Annotated in this window: 14 protein-coding genes; 8 read left to right on the top strand and 6 right to left on the bottom strand. The window is 71.7% G+C overall.

Features of this window, described 5'->3' with window-relative positions; genetic code table 11:
• Nucleotides 1-154: 154 nt before the first annotated feature.
• Together ACG83_RS07220 and ACG83_RS07215 are read right to left on the bottom strand one after the other, a co-directional pair.
• Nucleotides 155-3,208 (bottom strand): leucine--tRNA ligase, encoded by a 3,054-nt coding sequence (locus ACG83_RS07220; RefSeq protein ID WP_054565227.1) that lies wholly within the window; start codon nucleotides 3,206-3,208, stop codon nucleotides 155-157.
• 316 nt (nucleotides 3,209-3,524) lie between these two features.
• A complete protein-coding gene (locus ACG83_RS07215; RefSeq protein ID WP_054565226.1) occupies nucleotides 3,525-4,304 on the bottom strand; it encodes a glucose 1-dehydrogenase in 780 nt (259 codons plus the stop codon).
• Between the two features lie 108 nt (nucleotides 4,305-4,412).
• Between ACG83_RS07215 and ACG83_RS07210 the strand changes: the two genes are divergently transcribed.
• Entirely contained in the window at nucleotides 4,413-5,051 is a 639-nt protein-coding gene (locus ACG83_RS07210) for a TetR/AcrR family transcriptional regulator (protein ID WP_054565225.1), read from the top strand.
• A 116-nt stretch (nucleotides 5,052-5,167) separates the two neighbouring features.
• On the opposite strand, the gene ACG83_RS07205 is transcribed toward ACG83_RS07210, so the two are convergent.
• Nucleotides 5,168-6,049 (bottom strand): alpha/beta fold hydrolase, encoded by an 882-nt coding sequence (locus ACG83_RS07205; RefSeq protein WP_054565224.1) that lies wholly within the window; start codon nucleotides 6,047-6,049, stop codon nucleotides 5,168-5,170.
• A gap of 181 nt (nucleotides 6,050-6,230) precedes the next feature.
• Here ACG83_RS07205 and ACG83_RS07200 point away from each other — a divergent pair, with 181 nt between their 5' ends.
• The 3 genes from ACG83_RS07200 to ACG83_RS07190 all read left to right on the top strand — a co-directional run bounded on the left by ACG83_RS07200 (nucleotide 6,231) and on the right by ACG83_RS07190 (nucleotide 11,223).
• Nucleotides 6,231-8,273: a BTAD domain-containing putative transcriptional regulator gene (locus tag ACG83_RS07200; RefSeq protein WP_054565499.1), complete on the top strand. Its 2,043-nt coding sequence runs from the start codon at nucleotides 6,231-6,233 to the stop codon at nucleotides 8,271-8,273.
• Between the two features lie 57 nt (nucleotides 8,274-8,330).
• The gene (locus ACG83_RS07195; protein WP_054565223.1) at nucleotides 8,331-10,340 is read left to right on the top strand and encodes a thioredoxin domain-containing protein; all 2,010 of its coding nucleotides are present in this window, start codon (nucleotides 8,331-8,333) and stop codon (nucleotides 10,338-10,340) included.
• Nucleotides 10,341-10,611: 271 nt separating this feature from the next.
• Nucleotides 10,612-11,223 carry a hypothetical protein gene (locus ACG83_RS07190; RefSeq protein ID WP_054565222.1) on the top strand — a complete coding sequence of 204 codons (612 nt, stop codon included), beginning with the start codon at nucleotides 10,612-10,614 and terminating at the stop codon, nucleotides 11,221-11,223.
• Between the two features lie 517 nt (nucleotides 11,224-11,740).
• Here the strand turns inward: ACG83_RS07190 and ACG83_RS07185 are convergent.
• The gene (locus ACG83_RS07185; protein WP_054565498.1) at nucleotides 11,741-12,358 is read right to left on the bottom strand and encodes a hemolysin III family protein; all 618 of its coding nucleotides are present in this window, start codon (nucleotides 12,356-12,358) and stop codon (nucleotides 11,741-11,743) included.
• A 375-nt stretch (nucleotides 12,359-12,733) separates the two neighbouring features.
• On the opposite strand from ACG83_RS07185, the gene ACG83_RS07180 reads away from it, so the two are divergent.
• The 4 genes from ACG83_RS07180 (at nucleotide 12,734) to ACG83_RS07165 (ending at nucleotide 18,101) form a co-directional block, all read left to right on the top strand.
• The gene (locus ACG83_RS07180; protein WP_054565221.1) at nucleotides 12,734-14,557 is read left to right on the top strand and encodes a phosphoenolpyruvate carboxykinase (GTP); all 1,824 of its coding nucleotides are present in this window, start codon (nucleotides 12,734-12,736) and stop codon (nucleotides 14,555-14,557) included.
• A gap of 815 nt (nucleotides 14,558-15,372) precedes the next feature.
• Entirely contained in the window at nucleotides 15,373-16,665 is a 1,293-nt protein-coding gene (locus ACG83_RS07175) for a PhoH family protein (protein ID WP_006539887.1), read from the top strand.
• A 184-nt stretch (nucleotides 16,666-16,849) separates the two neighbouring features.
• Nucleotides 16,850-17,539 carry a peptide-methionine (S)-S-oxide reductase MsrA gene (gene msrA / locus ACG83_RS07170; RefSeq protein ID WP_054565220.1) on the top strand — a complete coding sequence of 230 codons (690 nt, stop codon included), beginning with the start codon at nucleotides 16,850-16,852 and terminating at the stop codon, nucleotides 17,537-17,539.
• A 148-nt stretch (nucleotides 17,540-17,687) separates the two neighbouring features.
• Nucleotides 17,688-18,101: a hypothetical protein gene (locus ACG83_RS07165; protein ID WP_054565219.1), complete on the top strand. Its 414-nt coding sequence runs from the start codon at nucleotides 17,688-17,690 to the stop codon at nucleotides 18,099-18,101.
• Nucleotides 18,102-18,264: 163 nt separating this feature from the next.
• Here ACG83_RS07165 and ACG83_RS07160 read toward each other — a convergent pair whose 3' ends face one another.
• Together ACG83_RS07160 and ACG83_RS07155 are read right to left on the bottom strand one after the other, a co-directional pair.
• Nucleotides 18,265-18,711 carry an HIT family protein gene (locus ACG83_RS07160; protein ID WP_054565218.1) on the bottom strand — a complete coding sequence of 149 codons (447 nt, stop codon included), beginning with the start codon at nucleotides 18,709-18,711 and terminating at the stop codon, nucleotides 18,265-18,267.
• Between the two features lie 48 nt (nucleotides 18,712-18,759).
• A complete protein-coding gene (locus tag ACG83_RS07155) occupies nucleotides 18,760-19,431 on the bottom strand; it encodes a RadC family protein (RefSeq protein WP_054565497.1) in 672 nt (223 codons plus the stop codon).
• Nucleotides 19,432-19,497: the final 66 nt, after the last annotated feature.

Below are 19,497 nucleotides of genomic sequence, written 5' to 3'. Positions count from 1 at the left end.
ACCCCGCCATCGTCCCAGGGCGACGGCTCGGTCGTCGCGGGCATTTCGGGCCTGATCCGCCCGCGACGCCTTTGTCTGTTGTGCAGGCAGCCTGGCTGTGCCGTCAGGCTGGCTGTGCCACCAGGCAGGCTGTGCCGTCAGGCTGGCTGTGCCGTCAGCCCAGGGCGATGTTGACGATCCGGCCGGGGACCACGATGAGGCGCTTGACGGTCTTGCCGGCGGTGTAGCGGGGGTAGTCCTCGTGTGCCTCCAGCGCCTGCCGCACCGCGGCCTCGTCCGCGTCGGGCGCGACATCGATCGTGAACCGCACCTTGCCGTTGACCTGCACCGGCAGGCGGACCGTCGAGGCCGCGGCCAGCGACTCGTCCCCCTCGGGGAACGGGACGGTCGAGACCGAGCCGGCGTGCCCCAGTCGCGTCCACAGCTCCTCGGCGAGGTGCGGTGCCAGCGGCGCCACCATCAGCACCATGGCCTCGGCCAGCTCCCGCGGCGGCCCGGCGAGCCCGGCGCCGAAGTGCTTGCTGGCCAGGTTGGTCAGCTCGATCAGCCGGGCGACCGCGGTGTTGAAACGCAGCTCGGCGTAGTCCGTCCGGACGGCCAGGATCGTCCGGTGCAGCGCCCGGGTGACCTCTTCGCTCGACTCGATGTCGCCGAGCGCGGCGTCACGCACCCGCGGCTCACCGGACTCCTCGTCGATGATGTTGCGCCAGAGCCGCTGCAGGAACCGGTACGAGCCGACGATGTCGTCGGTGCGCCATGGGCGGTGCGCGTCCAGCGGCCCCATCGCCATCTCGTAGACGCGCAGCGTGTCAGCCCCGTAGCTGTCGTACATCTCGTCGGGGCTGACGCTGTTCTTGAGGCTCTTGCCCATCTTGCCGGAGCGCCGGTTCACCGGGGCCCCGTCGTGGGTGAACGTCCCGTCCGCGCCGCGGACGACCTCGGCGGCGGCGACGTACATCCCGCGCTCGTCGGTGAACGCGTCGGCCTGGATGTAGCCCTGGTTGTAGAGGCGCTTGAACGGCTCCCGGGTCGAGACCAGGCCCAGGTCGTAGAGCACCTTGTGCCAGAAGCGGGCGTAGAGCAGGTGCAGGACGGCGTGCTCGACGCCACCCACGTACAGGTCGACGCCGCCGTCGCCGGCGGGCCCGCGCTCGGAGTGCATCCAGTAGCGCTCGACGGTCGGATCCACGAACCGCTCGGAGTTCGTCGGGTCGAGGTAGCGCAGGTAGTACCAGCAGGAGCCGGCCCACTGCGGCATGGTATTCAGCTCGCGCCGGTACTCGCGCGGGCCGTCGCCGAGGTCGAGGGTGACCGTGGCCCACTCCGTGGCCCTTGCCAGCGGCGGGACGGGCTCGCTCTCGTCGTCGTCGGCCATCGCGCGCGGCCGGAAGTCGGTCATCTCGGGCAGCTCGACCGGCAGCTGGTCCTCGGGCACCGCGATCGGCAGCCCCTCGTCGTCGAAGACGATCGGGAACGGCTCGCCCCAGTACCGCTGGCGGGAGAACAGCCAGTCGCGCAGCCGGTAGGAGCGGGTGGCCCGGCCGCGACCGGCACCCTCCAGCCAGCCGACCGTGGTCTTGATGGCCTCGGCCTTCGACAGGCCGACGAGGCCCGGGCGGTTCGGCGGGCCGGGCAGATACGTGCCCTCACCGGCGAACGGCGCGGGCCAGGCGGACGCGGGCGCCCCCGCGGGTACGCCGTGCTCGGAGTGCCAGGCCTCATCCGGCTCCAGCACGGCCTGTACCGGCAGGTCGAACTCGCGGGCGAAGGAGAAGTCCCGGTCGTCGTGCGCCGGCACCGCCATGATCGCCCCGGTGCCGTAGCCGAGCAGGACGTAGTCGGCCAGGAAGACGGGGATCACACCGCCGCCGACCGGGTTGGTCACGTACGTCCCGGTGAACACGCCGGTGCGGTCGATCTCCGCGCCACCGCGCTGGCGGTCGCTGCGCCGGGCGGCGAAGGCCCGATAGGCGTCGACGGCGGCCTGTGGGGTCCAGTCCTCCTCGAGCGGGCCGGCGGGCCGACCCTGCGCGAACCGCCAGCTGGCCGGGGTGTCGGCCGGCCAGTCGGTGGCGATCAGCGCGTCGACGAGCGGGTGTTCCGGAGCCAGCACCAGGAAGCTCGCGCCGGGCAGCGTGTCGGGACGGGTCGTGTAGACCTCGATGTCGACCGGCGCGCCGGCATCGTCACCGGCGTCGGTTCCGGCGCTGGCACCGGTCGTCGTGGTGAACCGGACGGCGGCGCCGTCACTCGGCCCGATCCAGTTGCGCTGCATCTGCTTGATGGAGTCGGGCCAGTCGACCAGGTCGAGATCCGACATCAGCCGGTCGGCATAGGCGGTGATCCGCATCATCCACTGGCGCAGCGGGCGCCGGTAGACCGGATAGTTGCCGATGTCGCTGCGCCCCTCGGGCGTGACCTCCTCGTTGGCCAGCACCGTGCCCAGGCCCGGGCACCAGTTCACCAGCTCCTCGGAGATGTAGGTGAGGCGGTGGGCGTCGACGACGCGACGCCGTTCGCTCGCCGTCAGCTCGGACCACTCGGCCTGGCGGGGGTTGGCCTCGCCGGAGCTTGCCCCGGCGGCCGACCGGCGCCCGCTCTCGAACTCCTCGACCAGCTCGCTGATCGGCCGGGCCCGGCCGGCCTCGTCGTCGTACCAGCTGTTGAAGATCTGGAGGAAGACCCACTGGGTCCAGCGGTAGTACGTGGTGTCGGTGGTCGCGATCTCGCGGCGCGTGTCATGACCCAGGCCCAGCCGGGAGAGCTGGCGCCGCATGTTCGCGATGTTCGCCTCGGTCGTCACCCGCGGATGCTGGCCGGTGTTGATGGCGTACTGCTCGGCGGGCAGCCCGAAGGCGTCATAGCCGAAGGTGTGCAGCACGTGTCGTCCGGTCATCCGCAGGAAGCGGGCGAAGACGTCCGAACCGATGTAGCCGAGCGGGTGGCCCACATGCAGGCCCGTCCCGCTCGGGTAGGGGAACATGTCCAGCACGTAGAACGGATCGCGGCCCTGGACGGCCTCGAAGCCGGTGGAAAGCGGCCCGGTCGGGTTCGGCGACTCGAACGTGCCGTCCTTGAGCCACCGCTGCTGCCAGCGCTGTTCGATCTCCGCGGCGAGCCGCGAGTCGTAGCGGTGGGGCAGGTCGGCGTCGCCGCCCGCGGTGACTGCGGCGTCCGCGGTGGTGTCGCTCTCGGTGGGCTCGTTCATCGCAGGTCGCATCCCAAGACATCGATCACTGTTGACCCGTGTCCGCTCGCGCTCCCCGGCCGACGACGGATGGCCGCTGGCCCGCCGGGATGGTGGCGGTGGCGATGGTGGTCGTGGACCGGGGCGCGGGAACGGCGTGGATCACTCCTGGCGTCCAGCCTATCCGGGCCGCCGCGATCGCCGGCGGCGGCGCTGTCGGCCGGCCCGCGGGTGGGCGGGCTGCGGGCAGCCGGGCCGTGGATGGCCGGCCCGTGGGTGGCCGGGCTGTGGATGGCCGGGATGCGGGTGGCCGGCGCCGGCGATCGCGGGTGCGGTGTCAGGCGGCCTCGTACCTGAGCGCGGGGCCGAGCAGCAGGCCGCCGTCGATGACGAACTCCGAGCCGGTGGCGAAGGACGCCTCGTCGGAGCTGATGAACAGCAGGGCGCGGGTGATGTCGTCGGGCTGGCCGAGCCGGGGGATGGCGAAGGGCTCGGGGGAGTAGAAGTCCGAGATCGCAGCGTCGGCGCCCGCGGCGGGCTCGGTGATGAACGGGGTGGCTATGACGCCGGGGTGGATGGCGTTGACGCGGATGTTGTCGCGGCCGAGCTCCAGCGCGGCGGTCCTGGTGAGGCCGCGGACAGCCCACTTGCCGGCGACGTACGGGGCGTAGTGGGCGGTGCCGCCGATGCCGGATGTGGAGGCGATGTTGACGATGACACCTCCGCCGTTGCGGCGCAGGGAGGGAACGGCCGCCTTGATGCCCAGGAACGTGCCGGTGAGGTTGATGTCGAGGACGCGGTCCCACACGCGGCGGTCGGTGGCTTCGACGGGAGCCGCCGGATTCTGCACGCCGGCGTTGTTGACCAGGATCGACAGCGGGCCGAAGCGCTGTTCGGCGGCGACGATGGCGGCGTTCCAGGATTCTTCGTCGGTGACGTCGAGGTGGACGAACAGGGCGCGGTCGCCGAGTTCGGCGGCGAGGGCCCGGCCGCCGTCGTCGTTGATGTCGGCGATGACGACGCCCGCGCCTTCGGCATGGTAGGCGCGCAGATGGCTGGAGCCCTGGCCGCCGGTGCCGCCGGTGACGAGAACGGTGTGGTTGTCGAAGCGTCCCATGGTGGGTGCCCCTCTCAGGTAGTGAGGCGAGCGACTCGCCTCGTATCTGAACCTAGGATGCGACGGCTGGTGAGTCAAGTGGCTCACCTTCTCCTCTAGGCTGGTGCCATGACCAGCGAGCCGTCGGCCTACCATCAGCGCGTCGCCGAGCAGAAGCGGGCCGCGATTCTGGCCGCGGCCACCCGTCTGTTCCTCGACTCCGGCTATGACCGCACCTCGCTGGCGAAGATCGCGGCGGCGGCAGAGGTCTCCAAGGCCACCCTGTTCAGGCAGTTCCCCACGAAGGCGGCCCTGTTCGACGCGATCGTCACGGCTTCCTGGGACTCGGGCGAGGAGGAGGTGCGGCCCCCGGCCGGCGACCTGCGGGCAGGTCTGACCGCGATCGGCCGCCGCTATGTGGACCTGCTCACCCGTCCTGGCATGGCCGACCTGTTCCGCATCGTCATCGCTGAGCTGCCCCGTTTCCCCGAGCTCGGGGAGACCCAGTTCAACCGGGGCAAGATGCCCTACTTCGAGTCCGTCCGCGGCTACCTGGAGGCCGAACGGGATGCCGGGACGATAGCTGTGGCCGACCCCGACCTGGCCGCCGCCCAGTTCCTCGGCATGATCTCCAACTACGTCTTCTGGCCCCGGCTGCTGCTTCCCCGCTGGCCTCTCGACGACGCCACCAGCGAACGCGTCGTCACCGAGGCGGTCCGGACGATGGAGGCCAGGTACAGCACGCCAGCTCAGGCCGCCGAGGGGTGAGCCGGTCCGCTCCCGACTCCGCTCCCCGCTCCCGACCCCGACCTCGGGCCCGCGGCCACCGGCGCCCGATGCACAGGCGTGGCCGCGGGCCTGCCCGCACTTCCCGGCGGGCCGGGTCAGCGGCTGGCGAGGGCGCGGATCTCGGCGGCGACGAGCTTCGGGTCCTCTTCGGCCATGAAGTGCCCGCAGCTGACCGTGCGGTGGCGCAGGTCGGGTGCCCAGGCCCGCCACAGCCCTTCGGCGTGGTAGCCGAGGGCCGCGCCCCAGTCCTGCTGGAGCACGGTGACGGGCATGGCGAGCCGGTTCGCGGCCTCGCGGTCGGCGCTGTCGTGGGCCACGTCGATCTGCGCCGAGGCCCGGTAGTCGGCGACGATGGACGGAACGGCGCGAGCGCTGGAGTCGAGGTAGTGGCGGCGGACGGCAGCCGGGACGGCGCCCGGGGCGTTCGCCCAGACGTCGAGGAAGTAGCCGAAGAACGCGTCGGCACTTGACCGGATCATCGTCTCGGGCAGGCCCGGCGCCTGGGCCATCAGATAGAGGTGGAAGCCCACCGCGGCGGACACGCCGTGCATCGCGTCCCACATGTCGAGGGTCGCGAGGATGTCGAGGAGGAGCACGCGGGTCACCGCCTCCGGGTGGTCCAGGGCCGCCCTGAACGCCACCAGCGCGCCACGGTCGTGGCCGGCCAGGATGAATCGCTCATGCCCCAGCTCGGTGGCCAGACGGACGACGTCCCGGGCCATGGTCCGCTTGGAGTAGACCTCGGGCCCGGTCTCGGCGGGCTTGTCGCTCGCCCCGTAGCCGCGCAGGTCGGGGCAGATGACGGTGTGGTCGGCGGCAAGGTCGGCGGCCACGTGCCGCCACATGAGCCGGGTCTGCGGGAAGCCGTGCAGCAGCACGACGGGCGGGCCGGACCCGCCGACCTCGGCCTCCAGGGTGACCCCGTCGTCGACCCGCACACGGTGGACGTCGAATCCGGGAATGCTCAGAGGGTGCACTGGCTGCTCCTGGTACTCGTGGGCGGGGCCGGACGGCCCGGTGCCCGAGGCGAGGCCCATGCTGCGAGCCCCGAATGAGCGATCGATGAGTGTCGGCGCGGCCTTCGAGCCGGTACCCCGACGGCTGCGCCGGACCGGCCGCCGGGCGGAGGATTCCGAGGTGGAGGACCTGCGGTTCGGCCTGCTGGGACCGGTGGCCGCCTGGCGGCCGGCCGGCGAGCCGGTCGCCCTCGGCGCGCCCCGCCATCGGGAGGTGCTGGCCCGGCTGCTGGTAGCCCGCAACCGGGTGGTTCCGATTGACCGGCTGGTCGCCGACCTGTGGGACGGTGAGCCCCCGGCCGCCGCGGTCGCCGCGGTGCGCACGTTCGTCGCCGCGCTGCGCCGCGCGCTCGAACCGGACCGTCCGCCGCGCACCGCCTCGCGGCTGCTGGCCACGCAGGGCCCGGGCTACGTCCTGCGCGCGGACCGCGACGCCGTCGACGTCTGCTGCTTCGAGGCCACCGCGGCCCGCGCCGCGGCGGCGGCGCCACTGAACGCCGTCGCGCTGTGGGACGAGGCGCTCGGCCTGTGGCGAGGGCCCGCCCTCGCCGACTTCGCGCACGCCTCCTGGTGCGTTGCCGAGCGCACCCGGCTGACGGAGCTGCGGCTGCGAGCGGTCGAGCAGCGCGCCGACGCGCTCGTGGCGACGGGCCGCGCCCGCGACGCACTGCCCGACCTGGAGGCCCACGCCACCGCCCATCCCGGACGGGAGGACGCCTGGGTGCTGCTGGCCACCGCCCTGGACCGCGCCGGCCGCCCCGGCGACGCCCTTGCCGCCCTGCGCCGTGCCCACGGTTTCGTCGTTCGGCCCGCCGGGGCGGGTCCGTCTCCCGCCCTCGCCCGCGCCGAAGCTCGGATCGCCGCCGGCCGGTCCGCCCCCGGTGCGGCGCGGACCACCGCGGGCGCCGGCATCGCCGACAGCGTGTGGGACCGGACGGCAGCCGCCTGGGACCGGTCGGTACCCGCACGCTCGCGGGCCCGGCTACACGCCGCGGCCGGCCTGGTGCGTGATCTCGCCGTCACCGGCGCGGCCGGGCTGGCGGAGGCGCGTGCCCAGCGCGGTGAGGTGGTCGCGGCGGCCGAGGCGACCGGCGATCCGGTGCTGGCGGCTCAGGTGATCGCCTCCTACGACGTCCCTGCCGTGTGGACCAGGGCGGATGACCCGGCCGCGTCGGGCGCGCTGGTCCGTGCGGCGGCCCGGGCCGCCGCCGGTGTCCCGGAGGGGCCGCCGGTGCTCCGCGCGCGGCTGCTTTCGGTCGTCGCGGTGGAGTCCCGCGGCGATGCCGCCGCGGACCGGCCGCTGCCGCTCGCCGTGGCGGCTCCGGCGGATGAGCCGTGGCGGCTGCGCGCCGAGCGCGCCGCGGACGAAGCGGTCCGCCTGGCCCGGGCCCAGGGGGACCCGTCGGTGCTGGCGTTCGCCCTCAACGGTGCCTTCATGCAGGCGTTCGGCCCGTGCGGCGGGGCCGCCCGGCGTGCCGCCATCGGCGTCGAACTGACCGGTCTCGCCGTCGACCACGGCGTGGCGAGCCACGAGATCCTCGGCCGGCTCGTCCGCCTCCAGGCCCTGGCCGCGCTCGGCGACCTGGACGCCGCCGGTGCCGAGGCCGACGCGGTGGATCGGCTCGCGCACCGGCACGAACGCCCGCTGGCCGGTGTCTTCACCGTCTGGTTCCGCGCCTTGCGAACCTGCGAGGAACACGGCTGGGACCGGGCTCGACCGCTCTACGACCACGCCCTCGCGGCCACCGCGACCAGCGGGATGCCCGGCCTCGCCGCAGGCGCCGACGCCCTGGTCGCGCTCGTCCCCGTGCTGCGTGGCGAGGGCCTGCCGGTGCGTGGCGAGCTCGCCGCCGTGGACGTCGGCCCCTACGGACCGTGGCTGAACCCGCTCCGGCTGGCGGCCCAGGGCGCTCACGACCAGGCCCGCAACGCCCTCGCCGCGGCCCCGCGCCCACCCCACGACCACCTCCAGGAAGCGCTGTGGTGCGTCCTGGCCCGGGCAGCGGCGGCGGTCGGCGAGCATCAGGTCCTGCGCCGCGCCCGTGACGAACTCGCCGCCGCCGTGGGCGAGTCGGCCGGCGGCGGCAGCGGGCTGATCTCGTTCGGGCCGGTCCGCCACCATGTCGAGGCCGCGGCTGCCGCGCTGCGCGAAGCTCCGGGGAGCTGTCCGCCAGGCGGCCGCTGAGGCGGACTCGGCAGGCTCCGGCGGGGGATCGGGCCGCCGCGATGGCATGGTGGTGCGGTGCCCAACAAGCTCGCGGAGCAGACTTCCCCCTACCTTCTGCAGCACGCGGACAACCCGGTCGACTGGTGGCCGTGGGGGCCCGAGGCGTTCGCCGAGGCCAAGGCCCGTGGCGTGCCGGTGCTGCTCTCGGTCGGCTATGCGTCCTGCCACTGGTGCCATGTCATGGCCCACGAGTCGTTCGAGGACGCGCAGATCGCCGCGTACATGAACGAGCACTTCGTCAACATCAAGGTCGACCGGGAGGAGCGTCCCGACGTCGACTCGGTCTACATGGATGTGACGGTCGCCCTCACCGGTCACGGCGGCTGGCCGATGACGGTGTTCCTCACCCCGGCGGCCGAGCCCTTCTTCGCCGGCACCTACTTCCCACCCCGCCCGCGCCAGGGCCAGACGTCCTTCCCGCAGGTGATGACGGCGGTCGCGGACGCCTGGACCCAGCGCCGGGAGGAGATCGAGGAAGCCGGGGCGGACATCGCCCGCCGGCTGGCGGAGGTCGTCGCGCTGCCCGGCGGCACCGCCGGTGGGGACGGCGGTCCCCAGCTCAGCGCCGAGCTGCTCGACGGCGCGGTCGCCGGGCTCGCCGGCCGCTTCGACGCGCGCCACGGCGGGTTCGGCCCGAAGCCGAAGTTCCCGCCGTCCATGGTCGCCGAGCTCCTGCTCCGGCACTGGGCCCGCACCGGCGACGACAAGGCGCTCGAGATGGTGCGTGTGACCTGCGAGCGGATGGCCCGCGGCGGTATCTACGACCAGCTCGCGGGCGGCTTCGCCCGGTACAGCGTCGACGCCACCTGGACCGTCCCGCACTTCGAGAAGATGCTCTACGACAACGCCCAGTTGCTGCGCGTCTACCTGCACCTGTGGCGGGCCACCGGCTCGCCGCTGGCCGAGCGGGTGGTGCGGGAGACAGCCGAGTTCCTGCTCACCGACCTGCGGACGCCCGAGGGCGGCTTCGCGTCCGCGCTGGACGCCGACGCGGTGCCCGCCGGGCAGCCGAACGCGCACCCGGAGGAGGGCGCCAGCTATTCCTGGACGCCCGCCCAGCTCGCCGACGTCCTCGGTCCCCAGGACGGCGCCTGGGCGGCCGGGGTTCTCGGTGTCACCGAGGCCGGGACCTTCGAGCACGGCACCTCCGTGCTGATGCTGCCCGCGGACCCGGACGACCCGGCCCGGTTCGCCCGGGTCCGGGCGGCGCTCGCCGCGGCGCGGTCGCGCCGGCCGCAGCCCGCCCGCGACGACAAGATCGTGGCCGCCTGGAACGGGCTGGCGATCGCGGCGCTCGCCGAGGCGGGCGCGCTGCTGGCCGAGCCGGCCTGGATCGCCGCCGCCACCCGGGCCGCCGAGCTGCTGCGGGACGTCCACCTGCACGACGGCCGGCTGTGGCGGACCAGCCGCGACGGCCGCCGGGGGCCGAACGCCGGCGTGCTGGAGGACTACGGGTGCGTCGCCGACGGGTACCTCGCGCTGCACCAGGTCACCGCCGACCCGCGGTGGCTCACGCTCGCCGGTGAGCTGCTGGATGTGGTGCGCGCGCGGTTCGCGGCCCCGGACGGCGGTTTCTTCGACACCGCGGACGACGCCGAGGCACTGCTGCGGCGGCCGCGGGAGTCGTCCGACTCGGCGACACCGTCCGGGCAGGCCGCCGTGGCCGGCGCGTTGCTGACCTTCGCCGCGCTGACCGGCTCGGCCGAGCACCGCGACGCGGCGGTCGCGACGGTCGGGCTGGCGATGCCACTGCTTGCCAAGGACGCCCGGTACGCGGGCTGGGCTGGCGCGGTGGCCGAGGCGGTCCTGGCCGGCCCGGCCGAGGTCGCGGTGGTCGGTCGTCCGGACCTGGAGCGGCTGGCACGGCTCGGCACCGCACCCGGCGCTGTCGTCGTCACCGCTGGTCCGCTCACCGCCGGGCGCGCCGATCCGGCTGTGTACGTGTGCCGTGACTTCGTCTGCGAGCTGCCGGTGACCACCGCCGAGGAGGTCCGGGCCAAGCTCGGCGTCCGGCTCCCCACCTGATCCCGGCCTGCCGGCCGCTCGTCGATCAGCTTGGACGCCGCACCGAGGCCGGCTGGTTTCCGACGACTCCACGCGTGCGCATAATGCTGTAAGCGTGTAATCATGGATGGGGTCGCGTTCCAGCCCGGCCGGTGCGTCGTCGGAGCAGTGAGGTCGTCGGAGCAGTGAGCCTTCGCCATCTCAACTTCGCACGGTCAGGGATGCCGCCGGCCCGGGTCGACGATGGAGAAGGCTCAAAGGCTCACTCAAAGGCTCAGTGGAGGGGACTGTCATGGCCGGTCTTCGAGGGCGAGGGCCTGGGCGGGGAGCCGAACGGGACGAACCCGTTCCCGCGGACGAGATCGCCGCGTGGTTCGCAGCCAGGGTTCCCGCGGGCTGGTTCACCGGGCCGCCCCGGGTGACGATCGACCGGGACGAGATCACGGTTGTCGGCGCGCTGGTGCAGCCTGACCCGGCCGGTTCAGCCCCGGGTGGGTCGGCCGCGGAGTCTGCCGCGGGGTCTGATGCGGCCACGAGCGGGCCCGCCGCCGCGGCCGAGGCGGCCGGCTGGATCCGGCGCTTCCGCGAGGAGACGAGGGACGGCCGGATCGTGCTGGCACGGGAGGCTGAGCAGCGGTTCGGGCGCAAGGTGGCCTGGGGTGTCTCGTTCGGCGGCGCGACCGAGCTGTTCACAGCCCTGTCCGTCCCGGTGATGACCCGGCTTCGCCAGCCGGAACGGCAGGTCCTGGACACGCTGGTGGATTCAGGTGTTGCGCGCAGCCGTAGTGAGGCCCTTGCCTGGTGCGTCCGGCTGGTGGGGGAGAACGCGGATGCGTGGCTGGCCCGCCTGCGAGAAGCGATGGAAAAGGTCGAGCAGATCCGGGCCGAAGGTCCGGGAATTTAGTCGCTCCCCGCGGATGCGGCCGATTCTTCCCGCCGGCAGGGAGCCGGTCGGCAAGGCGAAACCGGCTGTCCGCCGGGTGCTCTACCCGGTGTCGGGTGAAGTCCGGTGAATGGGTTTCCCGGCCTGCTTCTGGCGCCTCGCCCCGGACCGGCTCGTCGTCACCGAGAGTGGCATCGTGTGGATGTGGGCAGGTCGGCGAGAGCCTTGTGATCTGTGCGTTTCGACGTCTTGTCAAAGGCGCGGCGATGTGCCCCCGCTGTCACCGGAATGCCCCGGATCTGTCATCGGATCGCCCCGGTGTTGTCACTGGATCGCCGTGGCCCGGTAACCGGAACGCCGCGAGCCGGTAACCGGATCGACGCGGGCCCGGTCGCGCAACGGCACGCTCGCGTCACCCGCCGTGGGGCGCAGCGCCGTGCGGGGCACCTGAAGCGGGTGGCCTCGGTGGCCTCGGTGGCCTCGGGCGGCTCCGGAACGGGTGACTCCGGAGCCGGTGACCGTCGCTTCCCGGTCCCTGCTAGCCGAGCATTGCGATCATCAGCGCGATGTAGTGGCAACAGGCGGCGACGAGCGTGAACGCATGGAACACCTCGTGGTAGCCGAACGTGCTCGGTGCGGGGTTGGGTCGTCGCGATGCGTACACCAGGGCGCCGAGGCTGTAGCAGGCGCCGCCCACCAGGAGCAGCACCGTCGCGGCCACCCCGGCCTGATGCATCAGCTCGGGGATGACGAAGACGGCCACCCAGCCGAGCGCGATGTAGAGCGGCACGATCAGGAAGCGCGGAGAGTGCAGCCAGAGCATGCGCAGCGCGACACCCAGCGCCGCGCCGCCCCACACCACGCCCAGCACGATGCGGGCTGTGTGCGGGGGCATGGCGATGAGTGCGAATGGCGTGTAGGTGCCGGCGATGAAGACAAAGATCATGGAGTGGTCGAGGCGCTTCATGAGCTCGCGAGCGCGTGAGGTCGACCACATTTTTCGGTGATAGAGGGCACTGGTTCCGAACAGCGCTGCAATGCTCAGCGCGTAAACGGTCATCCCCAGGCGGGCCCTCAGCGTGGTCGCGAGTGCCACCGCAATGACGCCTAGTGCGAGGCTCACGGGGAATGCTCCGGCGTGTAGCCAGCCCCGCATGCGTGGTCGCACCAGGTCACGTGGATGTGCGTTCCGGGCTGTGTCGTCGATGCTCAGGGTCTGCCGAGCGAGGGAGGCCACGGCACAGCACGATATCCGGTCCGCATCCAGGTCACGAAGCGGAGTGGCTCGGCGTCGGTCGGTTCGCTCCGGATCGTGATGGATCCTACGTTTCCGCGTACTGCCTACCGCGCGACTCTGCACCGAAAGCGCGGTACAGTCTAATGATCCTGAACGCGGCCTCGAACTGCCCCGTTTCCCGCATGTTTGTACCTGGGTGTCTGGTGGTGTTCGGGTGCGAACGAGGCACCTGACTGAGGGCACTCGCACACGGGACGAGAACGCGACAGGTCAACTCGACCGGAGGTGTGAGCTGTGACGACTGCGGCACAGATTCCCGGGCTGGATGCCGCCCCCACCAAGCACGCCAGGTTGATCGCCTGGGTGCGTGAGATCGCCGAACTCACCCAGCCGGACCGTATTGAATGGTGCGACGGCTCGGAGTCCGAGTTCGATCGACTGACAACGCTCCTCATCGAGAAGGGCACCCTGGTCCGGCTTGCCGACGACAAACGCCCGAACAGCTTCTACGCTGCGTCGGATCCGAGCGACGTCGCGCGGGTGGAAGACCGGACCTACATCTGTTCAGAAAAGGCCGAGGACGCCGGCCCGACCAATAACTGGTTGGACCCGGCGGAAATGCGCACGAAGCTGGGTGAGCTTTTCGCCGGGTGCATGCGCGGGCGGACGATGTATGTCGTCCCCTTCTGCATGGGCCCACTCGGATCCCATATTTCCGCTCTTGGTGTCGAAATCACCGACTCGCCGTATGTGGTCATCTCCATGCGCACGATGACCCGTATGGGTGCGCCGGCTCTGGAGCAGCTCGGCGAGGATGGTTTCTTCGTCCCTGCGGTGCATTCACTGGGCGCACCGCTGGAGCCGGGTCAGGCCGACGTCCCGTGGCCGTGTAATTCGACCAAGTACATCACCCACTTCCCGGAGAGCCGCGAGATCTGGTCCTACGGGTCGGGGTACGGCGGCAACGCCCTGCTCGGCAAGAAGTGCTACGCACTGCGTATCGCCTCGGTCATGGCTCGTGACCAGGGGTGGCTCGCCGAGCACATGCTGATCCTCAAGCTGACCTCGCCCGAGGGGAAGGTCCACTTCGTGGCCGCCGCCTTCCCGTCGGCGTGCGGCAAGACCAACCTCGCCATGCTGATCCCGACGCTGCCCGGCTGGAAGGCCGAGACCGTCGGTGACGACATCGCCTGGATGCGCTTCGGCGAGGACGGCCGCCTCTACGCCGTGAACCCGGAGGCAGGCCTGTTCGGCGTCGCACCGGGTACTGGTGAGGAGACCAACCCCAACGCCGTCAAGACGCTGTGGGGCAACGCGGTCTTCACGAACGTCGCCCGCACCGACGACGGCGACGTCTGGTGGGAGGGCCTCACCCCGGACAAGCCCGCGCACCTGATCGACTGGAAGGGCCGGGACTGGACCCCCGAGTCGGCCGAGCCGGCGGCGCACCCGAACGCCCGGTTCACCGTGCCGGCCAGCCAGTGCCCGACGATGGCGCCGGAGTGGGAGGACCCGTCCGGTGTCCCGATCTCGGCGATCCTGTTCGGCGGGCGCCGCGCGACGGCGGTTCCGCTGGTGACCGAGGCGCCGGACTGGCAGCGCGGAGTCTTCTTCGGCTCGATCGTCGCGTCGGAGACCACGGCGGCCCAGGCGGGCGCGATCGGGAAGCTGCGGCGTGACCCGTTCGCCATGCTGCCCTTCTGCGGCTACAACATGGCCGACTACTTCGCGCACTGGCTGAAGATCGGCAAGAGCTCCGACGCGGACAAGCTGCCGCGGATCTACTACGTCAACTGGTTCCGGAAGAGCCCCGAGGGGCGCTACCTGTGGCCAGGGTTCGGCGAGAACAGCCGCGTGCTGGCCTGGATCGCGAGCCGTCTCGACGGCGCCGCGAAGGGTGTGGAGACGCCGCTGGGCATCCTGCCCGCGCCGGGCGAGCTGCCGACCGACGGCCTCGACGTCTCCGCGGAGGACCTGGAGACGCTGCTGACGGTCGACACCGAAGTGTGGCGGCAGGAAGCCGAGCTGATCCCCGAGCACTACAACACCTTCGGTGACCGACTGCCGGAGGAGCTGTGGGCCGAGCACGAGGCGCTGATCAAGCGTCTCAACGGCTGACGGCCGCGCGGGCCGGGTAGCTGGCTGGCCGGGCTCCCCGGCTGGCCGGCCGGCCCGGGCCGAGGCCGGCTGACGCGGCTCTGAGACGCCGGCTCGCGGACCGGCGCCCGCGTCACCACACGGAGATCACACCGAAACATTCGACGGACCGGCGCCCACGATCATTTCGTGGGCGCCGGTCCGTCTTTGTGCGTGCCGGTGGCCTCGGCTTCCAGGCGGCCGGCCGGTCGCATGCGGATGACCGGCCGCCGAGAGCCGGTCCGGGCGCGGTCCCGGCCTGGGCCGTCCGCGGCCGGGCCGCGACCCCGCGGTCTGAACATGGTGTCGCCGTGCCGTCGGAGGGGCCGGGACCAAGGCCGGACCTGGCCCGTGGCGCCCGTGGAATGCGACGGAGCCCTCGAACCAGTCGACTCGTTCCCGGGCCGCCCAGGCGTGCCCGCGGAGGTTCCCGGTTGCGGGGTGGCAGGAATCTCACCGGAGAGTGACGCCCGGATCCTCGCGACTACCGCATCTGAGAAGAACCAGTCGGTTTCGTACCGTGAGATTAGCCGCAGAAGGTGACTGGTACCCGGCCATCGCCGAGCATAGACCACGAAGGGCACACAAAGACAAGCGAAGCGTGTTGTAAGAAGTTGGTCGCCATCTTGCGGGGTGACGGCTAACGTGAGAGCCCTAGCGTCTCAAGTCGTGGCCGGCATCGGGTCGGCCACTCGGGAGGCCCCTCGGTGCCGCAAATGCGACAACGCCAGGAGGCCGGTACCCGGCCTCTGCCAGGGGGCCCGGTCCCGGATACCTCCGAGTAGGCGGGTGGGCGTGTGCCACGAACGCATGTCGTCGACACAAGCGTGCTGCTCTCTGATCCTGGCGCGCTGCTGCGGTTCGCGGAGCACAATGTCGTGCTCCCCCTTGTCGTCATAGGGGAGCTGGAAGCCAAGCGGAACCACCCGGAGCTGGGTTGGTTCGCCCGGGAGGCCCTGCGCATCCTGGACGACCTCCGGATCCGGCACGGCCGGCTGGATCAGCCGCTGCCGTTGGAATCCGGGGGAACACTACGGGTCGAACTTAACCACACCGACTCGTCCGTGCTTCCACCGGGGTTCCGCGTGGACGACAACGACTCCCGGATCCTCTCCGTGGCCCTCAACCTCGCCGGCGAAGGCGCCGACGTCGTGCTGGTCACGAAGGATCTCCCGCTGCGGGTGAAGGCGTCCGTTGTCGGGCTCGCCGCCGAGGAGTACCAGGCGCTGTCGCCGGTGGACAGTGGCTGGAGCGGGATGGCGGAGCTCATGGTCAGCCAGGACGATCTGGACCGGCTCTACGCCAAGGAGCTGGTGGAGATCCCCGAGGCGGCCGACCTGCCCTGCCACACCGGGCTGGTGCTGACCACGACGGGCGGGAGCGCCTCCGCGCTCGGCCGGGTCACCGCCGACAAGTCCATCCAGATCGTGCGCGGTGATCGGGACGCCTTCGGCCTGCACGGCCGTTCCGCCGAGCAGCGGGTCGCCCTCGACCTCCTGCTCGACAACGAGGTCGGCATCGTCTCCCTGGGGGGCCGGGCCGGAACGGGCAAGTCCGCGCTGGCGCTTTGCGCCGGCCTGGAGGCGGTCATGGAACGCCGCCTGCACCGCCGGGTCGTCGTCTTCCGCCCGCTCTACGCCGTCGGCGGCCAGGATCTCGGCTACCTGCCCGGCAGCGAGAACGAGAAGATGGCGCCCTGGGCGCAGGCCGTCTTCGACACCCTCGGCGCGCTCGTGTCGCCCGAGGTCATCGAGGAGATCGTCGACCGGGGCATGCTGGAGGTCCTCCCGCTCACGCACATCCGCGGCCGCTCGCTGCACGACGCCTTCGTCATCGTGGACGAGGCCCAGTCGCTGGAGCGCGGCGTGCTGCTGACCGTGCTGTCCCGGCTCGGCCAGGGCTCGCGGGTCGTGCTCACCCACGACGTCGCGCAACGTGACAACCTGCGGGTGGGTCGGCACGACGGAGTCGCCTCGGTGATCGAGACACTCAAGGGCCACCCCCTGTTCGCGCACGTCACCCTCACCCGTTCCGAGCGCTCGCCGATCGCCGCGCTGGTGACGACCATGCTTGAGGACCTCGTCCTCTGAGTCGACCAGAACGGCCGAACTTGCCCAGTTTGGCCTAACCGCGCGAACGGCGCACCGCGATGGCCTCGTCGCTGGTAGTGGCAGGCGACGAGGCCGGACCTCGGCACCCACCGGGAGCGCTCCAGGCGGGAACTACTGACGCGTCGCCGTGGTTGTGTGGGTGGAAGCACGGAGGTGGTTCGTGATGTTCTTCGGTCGCCACAAGACGACCATCCCGACGGCCGAGCAGGCGCTGCCCGGCCGCGCCGCACCGATCCTCACCAACCCTGGCCGCCACACCGTTCTCGGGACGTCCCTGCTCGGCCCCTTCCCCGCGGGCCTGCAGACGGCGGTGTTCGGGCTCGGCTGTTTCTGGGGTGCCGAGCGGAAGTTCTGGCAGGTCCCCGGTGTGTACACGACCGCGGTCGGCTACGCGGGCGGCCACACGCCGAACCCGACCTACGAGGAGACCTGCTCCGGGCTCACCGGTCACACCGAGGCGGTGCTCGTCGTCTACGACCCGGCGAAGGTCGGCTACGACGAGTTGCTGCGTGTGTTCTGGGAGAGCCACGACCCGACGCAGGGCATGCGCCAGGGCAACGACGTGGGCACCCAGTACCGTTCGGCGATCTACACGACCAGCGACGAGCAGGCCACCGCCGCGCTCGCCAGCAGGGACGCCTTCCAGCGTGTGCTCGACGCCGCCGGCTACCCGCAGATCACCACCGAGATCGCCCCGGCCGGGCCGTTCTACTACGCCGAGGAGTACCACCAGCAGTACCTCTCGGGCAGCAAGAACCCGCACGGCTACTGCGGCCTCGGCGGCACCGGCCTGTCCTGCCCGGTAGGCGTCGCGTCCACCGGCCCGACGGAATCACTGGCCGACCAGCGCTGACTGCGTCCGGCGCCGATGGTCTTCGTCGGCGTCGACATGCTGGTGCGCCGAGGGGCTGACTGTCCGTATTGGTACTCTCTGCGCGAGCAGGCCGAATGGACCCATCGGGGGATGGGTCTCGAAAGCGGCGTGCGCAGGGGGAAACTCAATGTTTGTTGTTCGACAGCTGCCCACGCGGGTGGCGGCAATGGCGCTTGTCGTCGCGGCGGTCGTGGCGACCCTTGGCTTCGGGCAGGGGACCGCGGCGGCGGCCACCACCACCTGCACGGATCGCCAGTTGCCCGTCTCTTCGACCGCCAGCTACCTGGGGGTCGACCGTCGGCACTCCGCACAGTTCCGCGGAGTGATCGTCGGCGGTGTGACCAACGTGAACTTCTGGTTCGACGGCGTCTACCGCGGTCAGTTCCGTGCGAACGGGCTCCTGGTCACGGGAACGGCGCCGATCTCGGCGCTGTACAAGACGGTGACCACAACCGAGATCTGGCTCGGAAAGGTCCGCCAGGTCGTCAAGAGCGTTCCTTATCTGCGGGTGTGTGGCAGCTACTGGATCAAGCTGTCCTGACCCGAGGCAGTCGCGGGGGCCGCCGTATCCGCGTGGTCGGATACGGCGGTTCGGTAACCCGCATCGAGCCTGCCGCCGCTGCCGGGCAGGCCAGGCTCACCTCAGGTGCTGGCCGGCCGGGGCTGGCCCTGCCCGGGCGCCGGCCCGGCCTACGCTCAGTTACTCAGGGGTACGGCTTGGGTGCCAGTGCGGCCAGGCCGGCGCGGACGGCGGCCGCGGAGTCGTCGAGCTCCGCCCGTGGGCGGATCCGCCAGTCGGCACTTATCCGGAAGGTGTCGCCGGCGAAGCGCGGAAAGACATGGAGGTGCACGTGGAACACCTCCTGAAAGGCGGCCTCGCCGTCGGCGAGGAAGAAGTTGACGCCTTCGCAGCGCAGTGGGGAACGGCGCAATGCCCGTCCTAGGAGGTGTGCGACCCTCCACACCCGGGCGCCGTCCTCATCGGTCAGGTCCTCCAGCCCGGTGGCGTGCCTGCGTGGTACGACCAGAAGGTGGCCTGGAGTCACGGGCGCGTGGTTGGTGAAGGCCACGATGTCGTCGTCCTCGTAAACCAGGCTTGCCTCAACCTCGCCCCGCGTGATCGCGCAGAACACGCAGTGGTCGTGAGCCACGCGCGGACCTCCCAACTGGTGATCTTCCGGCGCGCGGCCGGATGCGCCTCATGACCCGGCGGTGGGCTCGACCCGGCGCCAGGTCTCGTCCGTGATGATCACATGGTCGAGGAATCGCAGGCCGAGCACCTCGGCTGCCTCCTGGATCCGGTGGGTCACCTGGCGGTCGGCGAGGCTCGGCTCCGGGTTGCCGCCCGGGTGGTTGTGGGCCAGGCCGAAGGCGGAGCCGCCGCAGCGCAGCACCTGCGTGAGCAGCTCACGGACACTCAGCGCACTGGCCGTGGACGTCCCCTGGCTGAGCGGGCTGGCCCGCAGCACCGCGCCGTTGCCGTCGCACACGACCACGACGACGCGCTCGCCGCGCAGACCGCGCAGCAGCGGTGCCGCCGCGGCGGCCAGGGCGGCGGTGCTGCCTACCGCCGCCACCGCCCCGCCCGGTGCGCGGGCCCGCTGGCCGAGGTGGAAGGCGGCGCAGATCCGCGCCGCCTTGGCCGGCCCGACCCCCGGCTGGCAGGTCAGCTCCTGCGGGTCGGCCCGGGACAGGTCGTGGAGGCCGCCGTGCCGGGCGATGAGCCGGGCGGCGAGCTCCACGGCATCGCTTCCGGGAGTGCCGGAGCCCAGGAGGATCGCGAGCAGCTCACGATCGGCCAACGCCTCGACGCCGCGCGCAAGCACCCGTTCACGTGGCCTTTCATGGACGGGGAGGTCCTTCAACCGCATGTTCACTTCCCCCGTTTCCGGTGTGTTCTCGCCCGGTGTTCCGTGTGTGTACTGGTGCCCGCGTTG

The organism is Frankia sp. R43 (assembly GCF_001306465.1).
GTDB classification, from domain to species: domain Bacteria; phylum Actinomycetota; class Actinomycetes; order Frankiales; family Frankiaceae; genus Parafrankia; species Parafrankia irregularis.
Note: the sequence above shows the minus strand (reverse complement) of the source record. Positions and strands in the feature narration are given on the sequence as shown.